Genomic DNA, 16155 nt, shown 5'->3' with positions numbered 1-16155 from the left:
TAATAAAATCGATACTAAAAAATAAACATGAGAAAGTACATCACTATAGGAATTGGGATTGTGGTTTTAGTTTTAGGTTTTTTTGGTTTTACCAAACTTAAAGACACGAAAAAACCAAGGAGACCCCAACCAGAAAATGTATTACAAACTGTTTTTGTGGAAAAAGTAGAAAATACTAATGTGCCTGTTTTAGTAATTGAAAGCGGGTCTTTGGTAGCTAAAAATAAAATAGAATTATTTTCTGAAGTGCAGGGAGTGATGGAAAAAACGGGTAAGGAATTTAAACCCGGTGTTTATTTTAATCAGGGACAAGTGATGGTGAAAATCCGAAGCAATGACCATTATGCCAATTTGATGGCTCAGAAAAGTAATCTGCAAAATCTGATCAATGCGATAATGGCTGATTTAAAACTGGATTACCCGGAATCATTCGATAGTTGGGCGACTTATCTCAGGGATTTTGATTTGGAAAAACCAGTCCCGGAGTTACCCAAACCTCAATCTGAAAAAGAGCGAACTTTTATCACGGCCAGAAATATTTATGCTTCTTATTATAATACCAAAAACATGGAGATTATTTACGAGAAGTATACACTAAGGGCTCCATTTTCTGGAGTGGTAACTGATGGTGTACTTACTCCGGGCACTTTAATCAGACAGGGACAGAAATTGGGAGAATTTATCAGCACTTCTTCCTACGAAATGGAAGTAGCTGTAGGAAAAGCCTTAATGTCATCACTGGAAATTGGAAAAAAAGTGAAAGTGAGGGAACCCGGTTTTGAAAAACACCAATGGGAAGGACGAATTTCTAGAATAAACGGGAAAATTGATCTGGCTACTCAAACTGTGAAAATTTTTATTCAGTTAACAGGTAAAGATTTGAGAGAAGGGATGTATCTGGAAGCAGTAATTGAAGGAAACCCTATTGAAGATGCTAAAGAAGTGGCCAGAAATTTACTGGTGGAAGGTTCAAAGCTTTACATAGTAAAAGATAAGAAACTGGAATTAGTGGACATAGAACCAGTTTATTCAATGCAAAAATCTGTTATTGTAAAAGGCCTAAAAGATGGAGATCAGTTGGTAATCAGACCCGTTCCGGGTGCATACTCAGGGATGGAGGTAAATACAAATCAACCCGCTCAGTAATTTTTTCTGATCGACAAGAAGTCAACAACACCGGGCCTACAAAATATATATACACATGAAGAAAATTATTGCTCATTTCATCAAATATCCGGTAGCCGTAAATGTGGTTATCCTGGGAATTGTGGTTCTGGGAATAGCAGGTCTTTCCTCTTTAAAATCTTCGTTTTTCCCTCTTAATGAATCCAGAAACATCAATATTAGTGTAAATTATCCCGGGGCTTCGCCTGAAGAAATGGAGGAAGGGATAGTACTCAAAATTGAAGATAACATCCGGGGATTAATCGGAGTTGACCGGTTTACTTCTACCTCTTCAGAAAACTCTGCCAGTATTCGGGTAGAAATCCTGAAAGGATATGATATTGATGTGGTACTTGCAGATATCAAAAATGCAGTGGATAAAGTCCCTTCATTTCCTGTAGGTATGGAGCCTCCTGTTATTTCCAAAGAAATATTCCGAACAGAAGCTGTCTCCATTGCCCTTAGTGGGGATAATGTGCCTCTTAAATCTCTGAAAACCATTGCCAGAGATGTGGAAACCGACTTAAGGGGAATTGATGGCATTTCCCAGGTAGAAATTTCCGGGTTCCCAGCCGAGGAAATAGAAATTGCTGTTGATGAAAGTAAACTCCGAGCCTACAACCTGACTTTTCAGGAAGTGGCCAATGCCGTTACCAGCACCAATATTCTGGTTACGGGTGGATCAATTAAGACTGCCTATGAGGAATATCTGATCAGGGTAAGCAACCGGGTTTATCACGGTGATGAGCTGGACCATATTGTTGTAAAAGCAGATCAAAAGGGTAACCTGGTGAGATTAAGTGATATTGCAGAGGTAAGGGACAGGTGGTCCGAAACTCCTGAAAGATCCTATTTTAATGGAAAACCTTCCGTGACGATCACGGTGAGTACCACTAACTCCGAAGATTTAATCTCAGTTGCCAACAAATCCAAAGAATATGTTGAAAATTTCAATGAGACCCATCAAAATGTAAAACTTGATGTGACAAGGGATTCCTCCATCACCGTTGTGCAAAGGACTGAACTTTTAATGGAAAATGGCACTCAGGGAATTTTATTGGTATTGTTATTTTTGGCGCTTTTTCTCAAACCAAGACTTGCTTTTTGGGTAGCTTTTGGATTACCAATTTCCTTTTTTGGGATGTTTATTTTTGCCAATTACTTGGGCGTGACCATCAACGTACTGTCACTTTTCGGGATGATCATTGTAATTGGTATCCTGGTAGATGATGGTATTGTGATTGCAGAAAATATTTACTTCCATTATGAAAAAGGAAAATCTGCAATAAGAGCGGCTATTGATGGAACTATGGAAGTGATCCCTCCTATCACATCCGCTATTCTTACCACACTTATTGCTTTTTCTACCTTCTTCTTTCTGGATGGAAGAATTGGGGAGTTTTTCTCTGAAGTTGCGATAGTGGTAATACTTACTCTATCAGTTTCTCTGATTGAGGCTCTTATAATTTTACCTGCTCACGTAGCCCATTCAAAAGCACTTACCAGCAAGCAAAAAACCTACTGGTTTAATAAATATGCCGATCAATTGATTACCTGGATGCGGGATAAACTTTATGCGCCTTACTTAAAATTTTTCCTTCACAATAAGTTACTTGGCTTTGCCATTCCTATTGCACTCCTTTTAGTTACCCTGGGGGCTATTGCAGGGGGAATTATCCGGGTTTCCTTTTTCCCAAATATTGCCAGTGACCGGGTTTCCATTACTTTAAAAATGCCACAAGGGACAAATGAAGCCATCACTGATTCTCTAATCACAGTGATTGAAGAAGCAGCCTGGGAGGTAAACAAAGATTTCACAGCCAGGCAGGAAGGCAATATTGATGTGGTAGAAAATATCATCAGAAAAATTGGGCCCGGAACATCCAATGCTTCCCTTTTAATCAACCTGCTTCCTGGTGAAAAAAGAAATTTTCCTTCTTTTGCCATCGCCACTGCCATTAATGAAAAAGTAGGGAACATTCAGGAAGCGGAAAGTGTGGAATTTGGATCTGGAAGTAATTTTGGAGGAAAACCTGTTTCAGTTTCCTTACTTGGTAGCAATATACAGGAATTAAAAGCAGCAAAAGAATATTTAAAAGAAGAACTGGCCCAACATCCTGCCCTGAAAGATTTAGCGGATAACGACCCTGCAGGAATTAAGGAAATAAAAATTAGCCTAAAAGACAATGCCTATGCCATGGGTTTTCAGCTAAATAATGTAATTAGTCAGGTAAGAAGTGGGTTTTTCGGCTATCAGGCGCAGCGTTTCCAAAGAAGAAGAGATGAGATCAGGGTTTGGGTAAGGTATAATAAAGAACAGCGATCATCTATCAAAAACCTGGACGATATGCGGGTAGTAAGTCCAAGTGGTCAGCGGGTTCCACTAAGTGAAATTGCCGATTATTCCATCGAAAGAGGGGAAATCTCTATCAATCACCTGGACGGAAAAAGAGAAATTAGAATTGATGCGGATTTGAAAAATCCTAATGTGGATTCCGGACCAGATATTCAGCAGGAAATCAAAGCTAAAATGTTGCCGGTGATCAATGCACAATTTCCCAGTGTAACGGCTTTATTTGAAGGACAAAACCGGGAAGCCAATAAAGTTACAGGCTCAGCCGGGTTGGTATTGCCAGTAATAGTTTTCCTCATTTTTGTGGTGATTGCCTTTACTTTTAGGTCTTTTAGTCAGCCTCTTTTATTATTGTTAATGGTGCCCTTCAGTTTAATCGGAGTGGCCTGGGGGCACTGGATTCACGGATTTCCTGTCAATATTTTATCCTTTTTGGGCATCATTGCCTTAATAGGAATTGTAGTGAATGATGGCCTGGTATTAATCGAAAAATTTAATGGATACCTGAGGGAAGGAATGGAATATGAAAAAGCATTGTTTGAAGCCGGAAAATCAAGGTTCAGGGCAATCTTTCTAACGACCATTACCACTGTGGCCGGACTGACCCCATTGATATTTGAAACCAGCAGGCAAGCGCAATTCCTAATCCCAATGGCGATTTCCATTGCCTACGGAATAAGTCTGGCTACCCTGCTCACCCTGGTGATGTTGCCAATGTTGCTTTCTACAGGAAATATGATAAAAGTGGGATTCCTCTGGTTGATCAGTGGTAAGAAACCAACCAGAGAAGAAGTAGAGAGGGCTATAAAGGAACAAAAGGTAGAAGAACAAGAGCAACCTGACCAGCACCAAGAATTGGTGGAAGAAGAATATTGAGGTATTAGAAAAAAAGCTGTTTCCGAACTGGAAACAGCTTTTTTTCTAATTAATTGAACCCAAAATATTGATTTGGAAAAGCTGGGGCTTTTATTTGTTTAATAAAACTTTCCTCTCAATTTTTTCATTTTTGGTAGAGATATTCAGCAAATAAGAACCTGAGGGCAAATCCTTTGAGTCCCAGGTTACCTGGTGCTTGCCAGCAGCCATTGATTTGTTCAATAAGGTCTCCACTTTTTTACCTGAAAGATCGAATATTTCAATACTTACTTTTTCATTTTCCTTTAACTCAAAACTGATATTCATCTCTCCTTCGGTTGGGTTGGGATAGGCTATTACAGATTGCGCCAAAGCTGATTTTGTGACTAAACTTTGCTTTTCAACTACAGGTCCAGTCCCTTTTTTAGTCTTTACCAAAATCACCCCTTTTTTACTCACTTCTCCAAATTTTTCCACTGCTTTTTCACCTTTTATCACTTCAATGGTAGCAATGCTTGTAGGATCCAGTGCCTCCAAAGATTTTTGGGAACTTTCAAATCCATCAATAAAAATGGTAACATCATCCATGCTATCTGATGACTTGATTTTAACGCTGTTAGAATCTTTAATATCTACTACAAGATTGCTATCCGATTCAGCAAATTTTTTAACCTTTACCTTGGTTTTAACCTTCTCTTTTTCTTTTGGTTCTTTGAAGGATTTCGTGGTAATAATAATTACCCCATTTTTCCCTTTATCTCCATATTTGGCAATAGCAGCTTCATCTTTAAGTACTTCGATATTCTTAATGCTATTTGGATCTAAATCATTAATTTCAGTTTGAATTTTTCCATCAATAACATAAAGGGGTTCTAATACTCCATTAGGTGATACAATTTTTACTCGTGACACATGATGTTTCCCAGAAAAAGTACTATCCGATTCTATATTTTTATTGTCAATTAAATCAATCTTTTTCTTTTGATTTTCTTTTGACTCTTTATTATTTTTTGTGGTAATTAAAATTACACCATCCTTCCCTTTTTCTCCATACATTGCAATAGCACTTTCGCCTTTAAGTACATCCATACGTTTTATTTCATGAGGATCTAAATCAAATATTTCTTTATTTGTTTTTTGCACCCTTCCATCAATCACATATAGGGGATCCTTTCCTTCATTGGTAGATACGATTCTTACTTTTGCATCATGATGTTTTCCGGTATGAAGACTATCCTTTCCAATAAATACTATATTTCTTTGCTTTTTGGTCGAATCCCCTAATGGTAAATTTGGATTATTTCCATTAATCAAATTCACCTGAATTTTTTTTCCCTTACCCGAGTTTAAACTATCATTTTCGAAATGAAAATCCCCCTGATAAAAATCTCCCTTATATTGCATAAGCTCTTCTCTTATCATTTTCCCATTTTTCAAGTACATCACTTTCACGTCATGTGTATTTAAAAGAGAATCATTTTCAGAATGAAATTCAATGATTTCATCCACACCATCAAATGAACCATCCATATTTTTACCTACCCAGGTACCTCCTTCTCCAATGCCAACAATATTGTGCATAATGGTATCTCCATCTTCTATGGTGAAAATTTCCTCATTCACCCAGACATTGGAATCCTGAGCAATCTCTGATGAGTTACCTTCCACTGCTATTTCAATTACTTTCAGTTTTTTCTTTTTGGTGGTATCATCCAGAAAAATAGTTTTTACCTGGTCTGTTTTCCATTCAGGAGGCATCGCATTACTTGGCTTATATCCGGAAGATACTGTAAAGAAAACCAGCAGGAATAGGGTAAATAATGCTGCGGTAAATCTTCCAAGTGTTTTTTGAGAAAGGGCATTGGCACTTTCCAACTGATTGTTTCCCTTCGCCACAATTCTTTTTATTCTATACAATACACTGCCCTTTTTCCCCATTACCGAAAGTGAAAACTCGGGTGTATTATACTGGGTTTGTGCAAGGTTGGCCAGGGCATTGACATAGGCTTTTACACTTCCTGTAGCTTTCAGTGCAAGGTCGTCACAGCAGTTTTCCCTTTCATCATTAATACAAACAGAAATCCACCAGGCAGCAGGATTGAAAAACAGGAGAATTTCAATAATCGACTGAAGGATGTTGAACAGATAATCGAACCTCCTGATATGCGCAAGTTCATGTGCCAGAATGGCTTCAATTTCAGCTACTGGAATTTGAGAAAGCATACTCACAGGCATCAGAATCACTGGTTTTAACCACCCAACTACCGTAGGCACTTCTACCAAATCAGATTGGAACAGGCTAACCTTCAGGGAAATATTCATTTTTGCACACATCACCTCCAGTTTCTCCTGCCAGTATTCAGTTACAGGTTGAACTTTCTGTGTTTTGATTTTTTGAATATAATATAACCCACTGATAAATCGCAAAGAGAAAAAACCAACCCCTACCAGCCAACAAATGAAAATCATATCAGAATAGGTTTTTATTGTTTCCACAGTGTTATTGTAAAAACTACTCAATAAAGATGATAGTGAATTTTTGGTTGACTTACTGGAAATTGACAATTCCGATAAATCCTCATAAATAATTGATGGCATTAATCCGGAAGAAGTATTCAGGTTTTCTTCAGATTGGAAAGTAATCAGAAATGTACTCACCACCACAACAAGTAGAACCAACATAGCGGACAAAGAGGCTAAATATCGGGTTTCAGCGCTTTTTCTTCGAAGGATCTTAAGAATAATTCCCAATAATACCGCAATAAGTAAACCCTGCCAGAGAGAATGTAAAATAGTGATGCTCAGGGCCTCTACCATATTATCCATAGTAGCAATTTTATCTAAAATATTCATAGCTCTTTGTTATTTTCAAGGTCTTCTAATAATTTTTTGATTTGTTTGATTTCCTTAGGGCTGGACTTTTTATTGCCCAATGCCTGCAGCATCAATTTTGCCGCTGAGCCTTTAAACACCTTTTCAACAAATCTATCAAGTAACTGAAGTTGGGTAGCTTCTTCTTTGGCAACTGCCTCATAAATATGGGTTTTTCCAGAAAGCTCCCGGGCCACCAGTCCCTTTTCTGCCATAATTTGCATAATTTTCAGCGTGGTGGTATATCCGGTTGTTTTGAGCTTGTTCAGCTGGTCATTTACAAATCGGACAGTACTTGGGCCAAACTCCCAGAGTATTTGCAAAATATCCAGTTCCGATTCGGTCGGTTTGGGTAGTGGATTGTTTTTCATATGAAAAGGGATAAAAAATTATAATCTACGAATAAGTTCGTAACAAATGTATTAGAGAGAATTGAATAAGTCAAGTCTATCTACGAATATTTTCGTAATATTTTAATTTTTATGGTTTCTGAGCTAAAACCATCTTCCACTTTTCCGTCTCCGCAAAGTCTTTAATTACCTGATTCCTTTTAATGAGCAGGTTTTCCATATACTTCTCCAGGAAGAGGAAATCGGCTATTTTACCCAATATCCCAAAAGGTGATATATAATCGAAAATATCTGTCATTTCCACTTTTTCCCCTAATTTACTGAAATAATGTTCGTGTTTAAAGCGCTTAAATGCCCCATCCACCATTTCATCAGCAAAATACCCGGGAGAGTTAAACTCCGTCAATTTTGAAGTTAAAGTCTGGGTTATGCCCAAATGTTTGGCTCGCCAGGTCACCGATTCATTCAGTTCCAATAAACCACTTGTTTTCCCGGCAATAGCTTCTTCCTGTGTTTGAGCAGTGGAAATTTTATGTAAATCAATACTTCTGGATAAATCAAAAACTACCTGGATTTCGGCATAAATAATAGTTTTTAATTTAATTCTGGGCATATCCTGATTGTTATGAAAAGGTAAATGAAAGCCTAAAAAACCATGGAACTTCAAATCATTTTAATCCATATTTTTTTAGGCCAAATATAATATTAAACCTCCATTTTCAATCCTCCGCTCATTTCCTTGTGATGTACCAACACATTATTTGCCTGTACGATATGCCTTTGGTTGTGGTAAATCACTACCCTAAATGTATCTCCAAGTCTTAATTTAATAAAATTGGAAATGCTAATGGAGGTTTTGGTTTTGGTTAAGTCAATAGTTCGGGCTTTGTCCAACAGACGCAGCATGGTCTTTTGCTGGTTGATAAATTCTTTTAGCACTTCTTTATCCAGTTTGCTGCCTAGAGGATTCATGCTTTTAAAGGTTTTCATTTTATTCAGTTTTTCCCTGGGCAGCATGCTTTTGGCAAAATAATTACCCAACCATCCACTTCTGAAAATAGGATTGTCCAACTGCCGGGCATTTTCAATTCTGTTATTGATTTCTGGCAAATAAAAGTCACCGTACAAATTGAGGTGAGCAATACATTCCAGGATACTCCATTTATTTTCATATTGCCTCCAATTGAGCATTTCGGAGGAAAATTCCATAAATGATTCTGCCTGATTGAGGTTTTCTCTGGTTCTTTCTATTAAATCTTCAATTAAACTGGTGTTTGATATTTTCATAACTTTTGTTTTTATTTCAAAATTCAGGGTTTTTAAATTGATAAATCTTGATTGAAGTCAAGGTTTTTTGAGACGGGAAAGGGTTTCCGGACTCATGCGGAGATAGGAAGCAATATATTTATGGGGAATTTCCTGAAATAGTTGGGGGCTTCTTTTTAAAACCCTTTCATAACGCTCCATTGGAGAACTGATCAATATATCCTTTTCCCTTTCGATTTGCTGATAAATGAGCTGCTCCATTATCTTATGCCAAAGCAATAGATTATCCCGGCTTTCTTCCATAAAAGCCACAAATTTTTTCTTCGAAACCACTTTTAATTCACATTTTTTCAAAGCCTGAATGTAAAAATCGGATGGTTTCTCAGAGATGAAAGCATCCAAAGCAGCAATGAAATTATCCTGATAGCCAAACCGGATGGTATGCTCTTCCAGATCATTGTCCAAAAAAACTCTCAAGGAACCATTCACTACATAATACAAATTGGTGTCCACACTTCCCTTTACTTTCAGGTATTGATTTCGGGATAGGCTAATGTCTTTTCCCCAAAGTCCTGCCTGATCGATTTTGTTTTTGAGTTCAGCTATCAGATTCATAAGTCTGAAATTTTTATTTTTAAGCTTTTACCAACTTATGTTTGGCAATATAATCCGGATCGATAATGAGTCCCAAACCCGGACCAGTAGGTACTTTCACTTTTCCTCCTTCACTGTTTAAATCGGAAGTAGGGCATTCCATAGGAATTTCCTGATTGAATCCTTTGAACTCATGGTAAGGCCCTGCATTAGGTACTGCCGAAACAAAATGCATCATATACAGGTATCCAATTCCCGAACCGGAGATATGTGGAATGCAAATTTTGCCTCTTGCTTCAGCCATTCGGGAGACCTTCATGGATCGAATCATTCCTCCGAAATAGAAAATGTCCGGTTGCACAATATCGAGTCCATCATTTCCAATTAACCAGCGGAAGTTATGCATGCTGGGTTCCTGTTCCCCTCCAGCGATTGGCACCTTTAAGGCATCTGTAACCGCTTTGGTTTCTTCGTACCAATCGAATGGTACTGGTTCTTCATAAAAATCATATTTATATTCTTCCATAATTTTCCCAATTCTGATGGCTTCCCTGGCAGAATACGAACCATTTGAATCGGCATAAATAATCATTTCATCACCAAAAGTTTTTCTCACCAAGGGAATTAATTTTTCGGTTCTGCCAGCCGGATAATCCTTATCTTTGCTCATCCTTCCTCCTACTTTGAATTTTACTGCCCTGGCATTTGATTCCTGAACCTGTTCTTCAATCAATTTAATCGACTCTTCTGCAGATTTACCTCTGAAATTGTTCGCCTGATAAATGCCAATTTCCGGATGATGGACCTCCCCGATTAATTCTCCGATTGATTTTTGGACAATTTTTCCAAGCATGTCCAAAACAGCAAATTCAATCGTAGCCAGTGGCACCCATAGTGCCAGATTTTGTACTTTATAATTACTTTTATATACATAAACCTCTTCAAGTAAATCTTCCCAGTCTCTGGCATCTTTACCAATAAAAAAGGGTTGCAGACGATTTAAAAAAATGGGATAAAAATGAATCATCTGAAAATTATTCCCAACTGAAATACCTTCTGCACCATCCCTGGAAGTGACTTTACACAAAAAATTATTTTCATATCTTACCAATTCCAGTTTCTCAATCACTACCGGATCGGGAAAAAGTGACTTTTTTAAAACCGGTTGAGCAAGAATTTTATCCAGGTCATTATAATCTGTTTTTAGGACTTCATTTTCATGATTGTTTAAAGCCTTTTCATTTGTACACGATTGAAAAAGCATAGTTCCTCCTAAAGCAGTTGCAGAGGCTTTACTTAAAAAATTTCTTCTGGTCTGTTTCATTAGTTTGACAGTTTTGGTGATAAGTGGAAATTTAAGATTCTACATCCTTTTAAGGTAAAAAACAGAGAGTTGGCTTCATTAAAACCCTGATTTTCCAATTTAAGAAAATTAAAACAGGAAAGAATAAAAGTGATTTATTATATTCGGGATTGGAAATTATTTTACCAGTAGGTCTATAATTGAAATATGAAAATTAACAAAAATGAATAGACGATCATTATTAAAAAACCTTGGTCTTATTGCCGGAGGAACTATGCTGCTCCCGGCCTGTGATTTTTCAGAAAAAAAGGTATCTATTGCCTTAAATAATCTGAAAATTACAGCCGATCAGGAAGAATTTCTGAAGGAGTTAGTCAACACTATTATTCCTGCTGACCCACAGGAAAGTTCAGAAAAATTCCCAGGTGCTCAGGAGCTGGGTGTCCATAACTTTGTGTGGGTGATGGTTGATGACTGTATGAAAGAATCTGATCAACTTATCTTTATCAACGGCCTGAATAAATTTGTACTTTACACAGAAAAACTAAAGGATAAAGCATTCGAAAAATTGACCCAGGAAGAGCGAATCGCTTTTCTTAAAGAAACCCTGGCCGTTCCGGGAATTAAGAAAGAGGATATGCAAAAAACAGAACCCGCAGAAGGATCAACAGATGCGGTGAAGCATCCACCAGAGTATTACATTGAAGATATAAAGGCTTTTATCAATACTACTAAAGGACTTACCCAATATGGCTATATGCAATCGGAATATATCATGACTGAGGTGATGCCTTATCCGTTAGTTCCGGGAGGCTCCCAACCATGTGAAACCATTGATCCTACCAAAAGAATAAATATTTATGCCTAATTTTAATATAGATAGCAAGCAACAAAGAACTTATGATGCCATTGTGATTGGCTCCGGAATTAGCGGAGGCTGGGCAGCAAAAGAGTTTACAGAAAAAGGTTTAAAAACACTTGTAATTGAGCGGGGCAGATCTGTGAAGCATATCCAGGATTATCCTACTACCAATAAATTTCCCTGGGAATTTGAACACAGAGGGGAAATACCGGAAGCCATTAAAAATGAGAATCCAATTATCAGTAAATGTTATGCCTTTAAAGAAGATGCCGCACACTTTTTTGTTAAGGACAAGGAACATCCATATGTACAGGAAAAACCTTTCGACTGGATTCGGGGTTACCAGACAGGTGGAAAATCCCTGATGTGGGCCAGACATACCCAGCGATGGAGTGATTATGATTTTGAAGGCCCTGCCAGAGATAATTTTGCTGTTGACTGGCCTATCCGATATAAAGATATTGCTCCCTGGTATAGCTATGTAGAGAAATTTGTAGGGATATCCGGAAACAAAGATGGTATTCCCGAACTTCCCGATGGGGAATTTTTACCCCCACTGGAATTATCCTGTGTAGAAAAATACTTTAAGGGCCAGGTAGCGGAAAAGTATAATAACAACAGACATGTCATTATCGCAAGATGTGCCCATATTACCGGGAATGCCCAAAATTTTGCAAATCAGGGACGAGGATTGTGCCAACAAAGACGGTTATGCCAAAGAGGTTGTCCTTTTGGAGGCTATTTCAGCAGTAATTCCAGTACTTTACCCTGGGCGGAAAAAACAGGTAATCTAACCCTGGTAAATGATTCCGTGGTACATTCTATCATTTATGATGATGAGAAAGAAAAAGCCACTGGCGTAAATGTGATTGATGCCAATACTAAAGAAACGATAGAATATTATGCACCAATCATTTTTGTGAATGCCAGTGCGTTCAATACCAACCTGATTTTATTGAATTCCAAATCGAAGCGATTTCCCAATGGGTTAGGAAATGACAATGGATTGCTCGGAAAATTTATTGCATTCCATATTTACCGGGGAAGAATTTCCGGAAAATTTGAAGGATTTAAAGATAAAGCCAGTTTTGGAAGGAGACCAACCAGTGCCTATATACCCCGATTTAGAAATGTAAAAAAACAGGAAACTGATTTCTTAAGAGGATATGCGGCAGGATTTTCTGCAGGAAGACAAGTAATTCAGGATACCAAAGATGTTATGGGAGCTGAATTGAAGAAAAACCTTTTAAATCCTGAATATGGACCATGGAGAGTTGGCTCGCACATTATGGGAGAAACGATTCCAAAAGAAGAAAGCCAGTTGACGCTCGATACCAACCGTACGGATGAATGGGGCATTCCATTATTAAAAATAGATTTGGATTATGATGATAATGATGAAAAAATGATTGCTGATTTCTTTGAACAATTCACTGAAATGTTTGAAGAAGCCGGATTCACAGATATCAAAACCAGTGACTCAAAACAAGCTCCGGGACTGGATATTCATGAAATGGGCGGGGTAAGAATGGGAAAAGATCCTAAAACTTCCTTACTTAATAAGTGGAATCAGTTACATGCCTGTAAGAATGTTTATGTGACTGATGGGGCCTGTATGACTTCCACCAGTACACAAAATCCATCTTTAACCTATATGGCCTTAACAGCCAGAGCAGTAGATCATGCTATAAATGAAAGTAAAGCATAAAAGGCTGGTTCTAAGAATTAAAAAGGCAAATAGGCGGATGCGCTTGTTTGCCTTTTTTTATTCCATTTGCAAACTAAGGATAGTTTTTATGCACATCGTGATTTGCAATCCCGATGTGCTATCACAGGATTTTTAATCCGAATCACAGTTACTGAGGAGGATTGCAAATCCTATGATAGAGATTCGACTTTGTAAAAGTCGAATAGCAAAAATTATGAATTATCAAGGGTATCTAAAAGTTTAGACACCCTTGATAATCTTTCTCTTTTATTTCTTAGGTTGGTCTCCCATTTCCAATTTCACGGTTGCGCCTTTGGTTAAGTCATGGAAATTAAGGAAAATGCTTTCATGGGTTTTGCCATTCAACTTTACGGATTGGATGTACCTGTTTTGTTCACTGTTGCCTTTAGCTTTGATGGTGAATTCTTTTCCCTGGAAATAATCCGGGCTGAGTTTAATGTTAATTTCTTCAAAAATAGGGCTGCCCAGTTCCATCTTAGGCTCGGCTTCGTTTCCACTTTTCATTTCGAACAAGCCAATTTTCATCAATACTGACAGTGAACCCATTAACCCCTGATCTTCATCCCCATTGAAACCTCTTTCGGGAGATAATTGACTAAATGCTTTGTCCAACACTTCTCTGGACCAATATTGAGTGAGCCACGGATGCCCAATATGATTGAAAACAAATGCGGTTTGAATGCTGGGCTGATTGCCATAATTGATAGGAATTCTTCTGAATTTTTCATCAGTTTCATCGGCATGTGCATTTCCAGAGGTAAAACCCAATTCAGAAGCTTTTTCAAAACTTTCATTTAGCTTCTCTGCCATTTTTTCATTTCCACCCATTTTTTCACCCAAACCTGGTAAATCGTGGGGCACATACCAGGTACTTTGCGCACCATTCGATTCTACAAAACCATGGTTCAATTCAAAAGGATCATAAGGCGTCCACCATTTTCCGTCATGCCCTTTTGCCCTAATCCAGCCACTTTCTTCATCATACAGATTCTTCCAGTTTTCAGAGCGCTTCATGAATAGTTCATAATCTTCTGTTTTGCCCAACGACTTAGCCAATTGCGCCAAACACCAGTCCTGATAACTATATTCCAGCGTTTGTCCCGCTCCCTGCTGATGACCTCCCCATCTTTTTTTACCTAAGGGATAAGGTACATAACCTTTTTCAATATAATATTCAATTCCTCCTCCTTTGGTAGTTTCATGTTCATATCCCGCTTTTGACATCATTCCACCGGGCAAAGCATTTTTCTTCATGCCTTCGTAAGCTTTTTCCACATCAAATCCGCGAATGCCTTTCATATATGCCCCTACAATAAATGGCGTGGAAGAAGCTCCAGTCATCACATAGGTATAATTTCCCCCAGATGGTCCTCTTGGAATTAAGCCACCATCATCATACATCAATAACATAGAATTCACAAAATCTTCTGCAATTTCAGGATAGACCAATTGCCAAAGAGAAGTGATTGTCCATTGCGCTCCCCAAAAGGAATCTGAGTTGAAATGATTGAATTTTGGTTTTCCATTTTCTAATGGAATTTGTCCGATTCTCGGCTTTTCTCCTGTCATGTCACAATATTTCCCATTGGCATCGCTAATGATTCTTCTCCCCTGCAAAGCTTTCCACAAATCAGTATAGAACCTCCTGGTTTGTTGTTCATCATTTCCACTCACTTTTATTCTACCAAGTTTTTCATTCCATTCAGCCCTGGATTCCTGCACTACCTGCTCAAAATCCCAATGCGGAAGTTCAGTTTCTATATTCAACCGGGCTTGAGCTGCGCTTACATAGGAAATTCCCACTTTCATTTGTACCTGCTCGTTCTCTTCAGTTTCAAAGCCGAAGTAAACTCCTCCATTTTCTCCATCAAATTCATTTACCTCACCTATCAGCTTTTTATCTTTCCAGGCATTTAAAGTCTGAAAAGGCTTTTCCAACTGGATGACAAAATAAACATAAGTATCTTTTGGCCTTCTACCCGTTTTTTCCATTAAAGCATATCCTTCAATTTCCTGATCAGAAACCTTTTTTACATTTCCTTTTCTGGTCCCGGATGGCCCCAGAACTGTACCTAAATCCAGCAAAATATTGCTTTCTGCAGATTTTGGAAAAGTATATCGGTGAAAACCTACTCTGGTGGTGGAAGTTAACTCTGCTTTAATCTGGTAATCTTCCAACATCACCTCATGAAAACCCGGAAATACTTTTTCCTTTTCATGGCTATATTTCGATTGGTATTGATCCGGTCCCAAATGCCCTTTAAACTCCCCTACAGTAGGCATTACAGGTACCCCTGAAAGTTGCCAGGCATGGATATGACTGAAAAATTTGATGCTGTCTTCTTTGTATCTGTAGCCTGAATTCCATGCTCCTTTGATCGACATATCCGGGCTTAAGTTTACCATTCCGAAAGGACGGGAAGCTGATGAAAAGTAAAACCATCGGGAATTTGCTGCATCCAGAAAAGGATAAACCAAATCCACATATTCTTCTTTTTCTGATTTTGGCTCTTCCTTGATATTTGAAGAGCATGCATTCAAAATGATTAGCAGGATTAATACAAATGAGTTATAGATTTTAGTAGTATACATTTATTAATAGTTTGGTAATTTTAATTATAGTTTCAATCATTTCGTTGTCCTCCCAATTGCTATATTGTTAGTCTATTCAAATTAAATCACTGTAATAGAGTGATTACCACATATATGAAAGTTCCCTGGAAAAATGGCAAAAAGAAAAATAGCACAGATATAAACTTGCTAAATAATAAGACACCAGCCAAACACAAAAGCTAACAGAGAAGGTGA

General features: G+C 37.9%; 11 protein-coding genes. 4 read left to right on the top strand and 7 right to left on the bottom strand.

All coding sequences use genetic code 11. The annotated features are described in order from the left end of the window. Positions 1-27 precede the first annotated feature (27 nt). Complete coding sequence (locus A3EM_RS0110200; RefSeq protein ID WP_020528104.1) at positions 28-1146, top strand: efflux RND transporter periplasmic adaptor subunit; 1119 nt, start codon at positions 28-30, stop codon at positions 1144-1146. A 55-nt stretch (positions 1147-1201) separates the two neighbouring features. Then, on the top strand, positions 1202-4393 hold the full coding sequence (locus A3EM_RS0110195; protein ID WP_020528103.1) for an efflux RND transporter permease subunit: 3192 nt from the start codon (positions 1202-1204) through the stop codon (positions 4391-4393). 90 nt (positions 4394-4483) lie between these two features. On the opposite strand, the gene A3EM_RS0110190 is transcribed toward A3EM_RS0110195, so the two are convergent. The 6 genes from A3EM_RS0110190 to A3EM_RS0110165 all read right to left on the bottom strand — a co-directional run bounded on the left by A3EM_RS0110190 (position 4484) and on the right by A3EM_RS0110165 (position 10777). Next, positions 4484-7225 (bottom strand): M56 family metallopeptidase, encoded by a 2742-nt coding sequence (locus A3EM_RS0110190; RefSeq protein WP_020528102.1) that lies wholly within the window; start codon positions 7223-7225, stop codon positions 4484-4486. Further along, complete coding sequence (locus A3EM_RS0110185; protein WP_020528101.1) at positions 7222-7614, bottom strand: BlaI/MecI/CopY family transcriptional regulator; 393 nt, start codon at positions 7612-7614, stop codon at positions 7222-7224. The genes A3EM_RS0110190 and A3EM_RS0110185 overlap by 4 nt, the downstream gene beginning before the upstream one ends. Before the next feature lie 109 nt (positions 7615-7723). After that, positions 7724-8206 (bottom strand): SRPBCC family protein, encoded by a 483-nt coding sequence (locus tag A3EM_RS0110180; protein ID WP_026210214.1) that lies wholly within the window; start codon positions 8204-8206, stop codon positions 7724-7726. Positions 8207-8298: 92 nt separating this feature from the next. Then, positions 8299-8880 (bottom strand): DinB family protein, encoded by a 582-nt coding sequence (locus A3EM_RS0110175; protein WP_020528099.1) that lies wholly within the window; start codon positions 8878-8880, stop codon positions 8299-8301. Between the two features lie 57 nt (positions 8881-8937). Beyond that, entirely contained in the window at positions 8938-9474 is a 537-nt protein-coding gene (locus A3EM_RS0110170) for a Crp/Fnr family transcriptional regulator (protein ID WP_020528098.1), read from the bottom strand. 19 nt (positions 9475-9493) lie between these two features. Further along, positions 9494-10777 (bottom strand): mandelate racemase/muconate lactonizing enzyme family protein, encoded by a 1284-nt coding sequence (locus tag A3EM_RS0110165; protein WP_020528097.1) that lies wholly within the window; start codon positions 10775-10777, stop codon positions 9494-9496. A 202-nt stretch (positions 10778-10979) separates the two neighbouring features. Between A3EM_RS0110165 and A3EM_RS0110160 the strand changes: the two genes are divergently transcribed. After that, positions 10980-11624, top strand: coding sequence for a gluconate 2-dehydrogenase subunit 3 family protein (locus A3EM_RS0110160; protein WP_020528096.1), 645 nt, complete (start codon positions 10980-10982; stop codon positions 11622-11624). After that, entirely contained in the window at positions 11617-13326 is a 1710-nt protein-coding gene (locus A3EM_RS0110155) for a GMC oxidoreductase (protein ID WP_020528095.1), read from the top strand. Before A3EM_RS0110160 ends, A3EM_RS0110155 begins: the two co-directional genes overlap by 8 nt. 267 nt (positions 13327-13593) lie before the next feature. On the opposite strand, the gene A3EM_RS0110150 is transcribed toward A3EM_RS0110155, so the two are convergent. Further along, positions 13594-15939 (bottom strand): GH92 family glycosyl hydrolase, encoded by a 2346-nt coding sequence (locus A3EM_RS0110150; RefSeq protein WP_020528094.1) that lies wholly within the window; start codon positions 15937-15939, stop codon positions 13594-13596. Between the last annotated feature and the right edge of the window lie 216 nt (positions 15940-16155).

This window comes from Flexithrix dorotheae DSM 6795 (assembly GCF_000379765.1).
Classification (GTDB): Bacteria; Bacteroidota; Bacteroidia; order Cytophagales; family Flammeovirgaceae; genus Flexithrix; species Flexithrix dorotheae.
The sequence above is the reverse complement of the archived record's forward strand: the minus strand, read 5'-3'. Positions and strand labels throughout refer to the sequence as shown.

Excerpts from the sequence above, each read along its gene's own strand:
- A3EM_RS0110200 (WP_020528104.1), top strand. The coding sequence starts at position 28 with ATGAGAAAGTACATCACTATAGGAATTGGGATTGTGGTTTTAGTTTTA.
- A3EM_RS0110195 (WP_020528103.1), top strand. The coding sequence starts at position 1,202 with ATGAAGAAAATTATTGCTCATTTCATCAAATATCCGGTAGCCGTAAAT.
- A3EM_RS0110190 (WP_020528102.1), bottom strand. The coding sequence starts at position 7,225 with ATGAATATTTTAGATAAAATTGCTACTATGGATAATATGGTAGAGGCC.
- A3EM_RS0110185 (WP_020528101.1), bottom strand. The coding sequence starts at position 7,614 with ATGAAAAACAATCCACTACCCAAACCGACCGAATCGGAACTGGATATT.
- A3EM_RS0110180 (WP_026210214.1), bottom strand. The coding sequence starts at position 8,206 with ATGCCCAGAATTAAATTAAAAACTATTATTTATGCCGAAATCCAGGTA.
- A3EM_RS0110175 (WP_020528099.1), bottom strand. The coding sequence starts at position 8,880 with ATGAAAATATCAAACACCAGTTTAATTGAAGATTTAATAGAAAGAACC.
- A3EM_RS0110170 (WP_020528098.1), bottom strand. The coding sequence starts at position 9,474 with ATGAATCTGATAGCTGAACTCAAAAACAAAATCGATCAGGCAGGACTT.
- A3EM_RS0110165 (WP_020528097.1), bottom strand. The coding sequence starts at position 10,777 with ATGAAACAGACCAGAAGAAATTTTTTAAGTAAAGCCTCTGCAACTGCT.
- A3EM_RS0110160 (WP_020528096.1), top strand. The coding sequence starts at position 10,980 with ATGAATAGACGATCATTATTAAAAAACCTTGGTCTTATTGCCGGAGGA.
- A3EM_RS0110155 (WP_020528095.1), top strand. The coding sequence starts at position 11,617 with ATGCCTAATTTTAATATAGATAGCAAGCAACAAAGAACTTATGATGCC.
- A3EM_RS0110150 (WP_020528094.1), bottom strand. The coding sequence starts at position 15,939 with ATGTATACTACTAAAATCTATAACTCATTTGTATTAATCCTGCTAATC.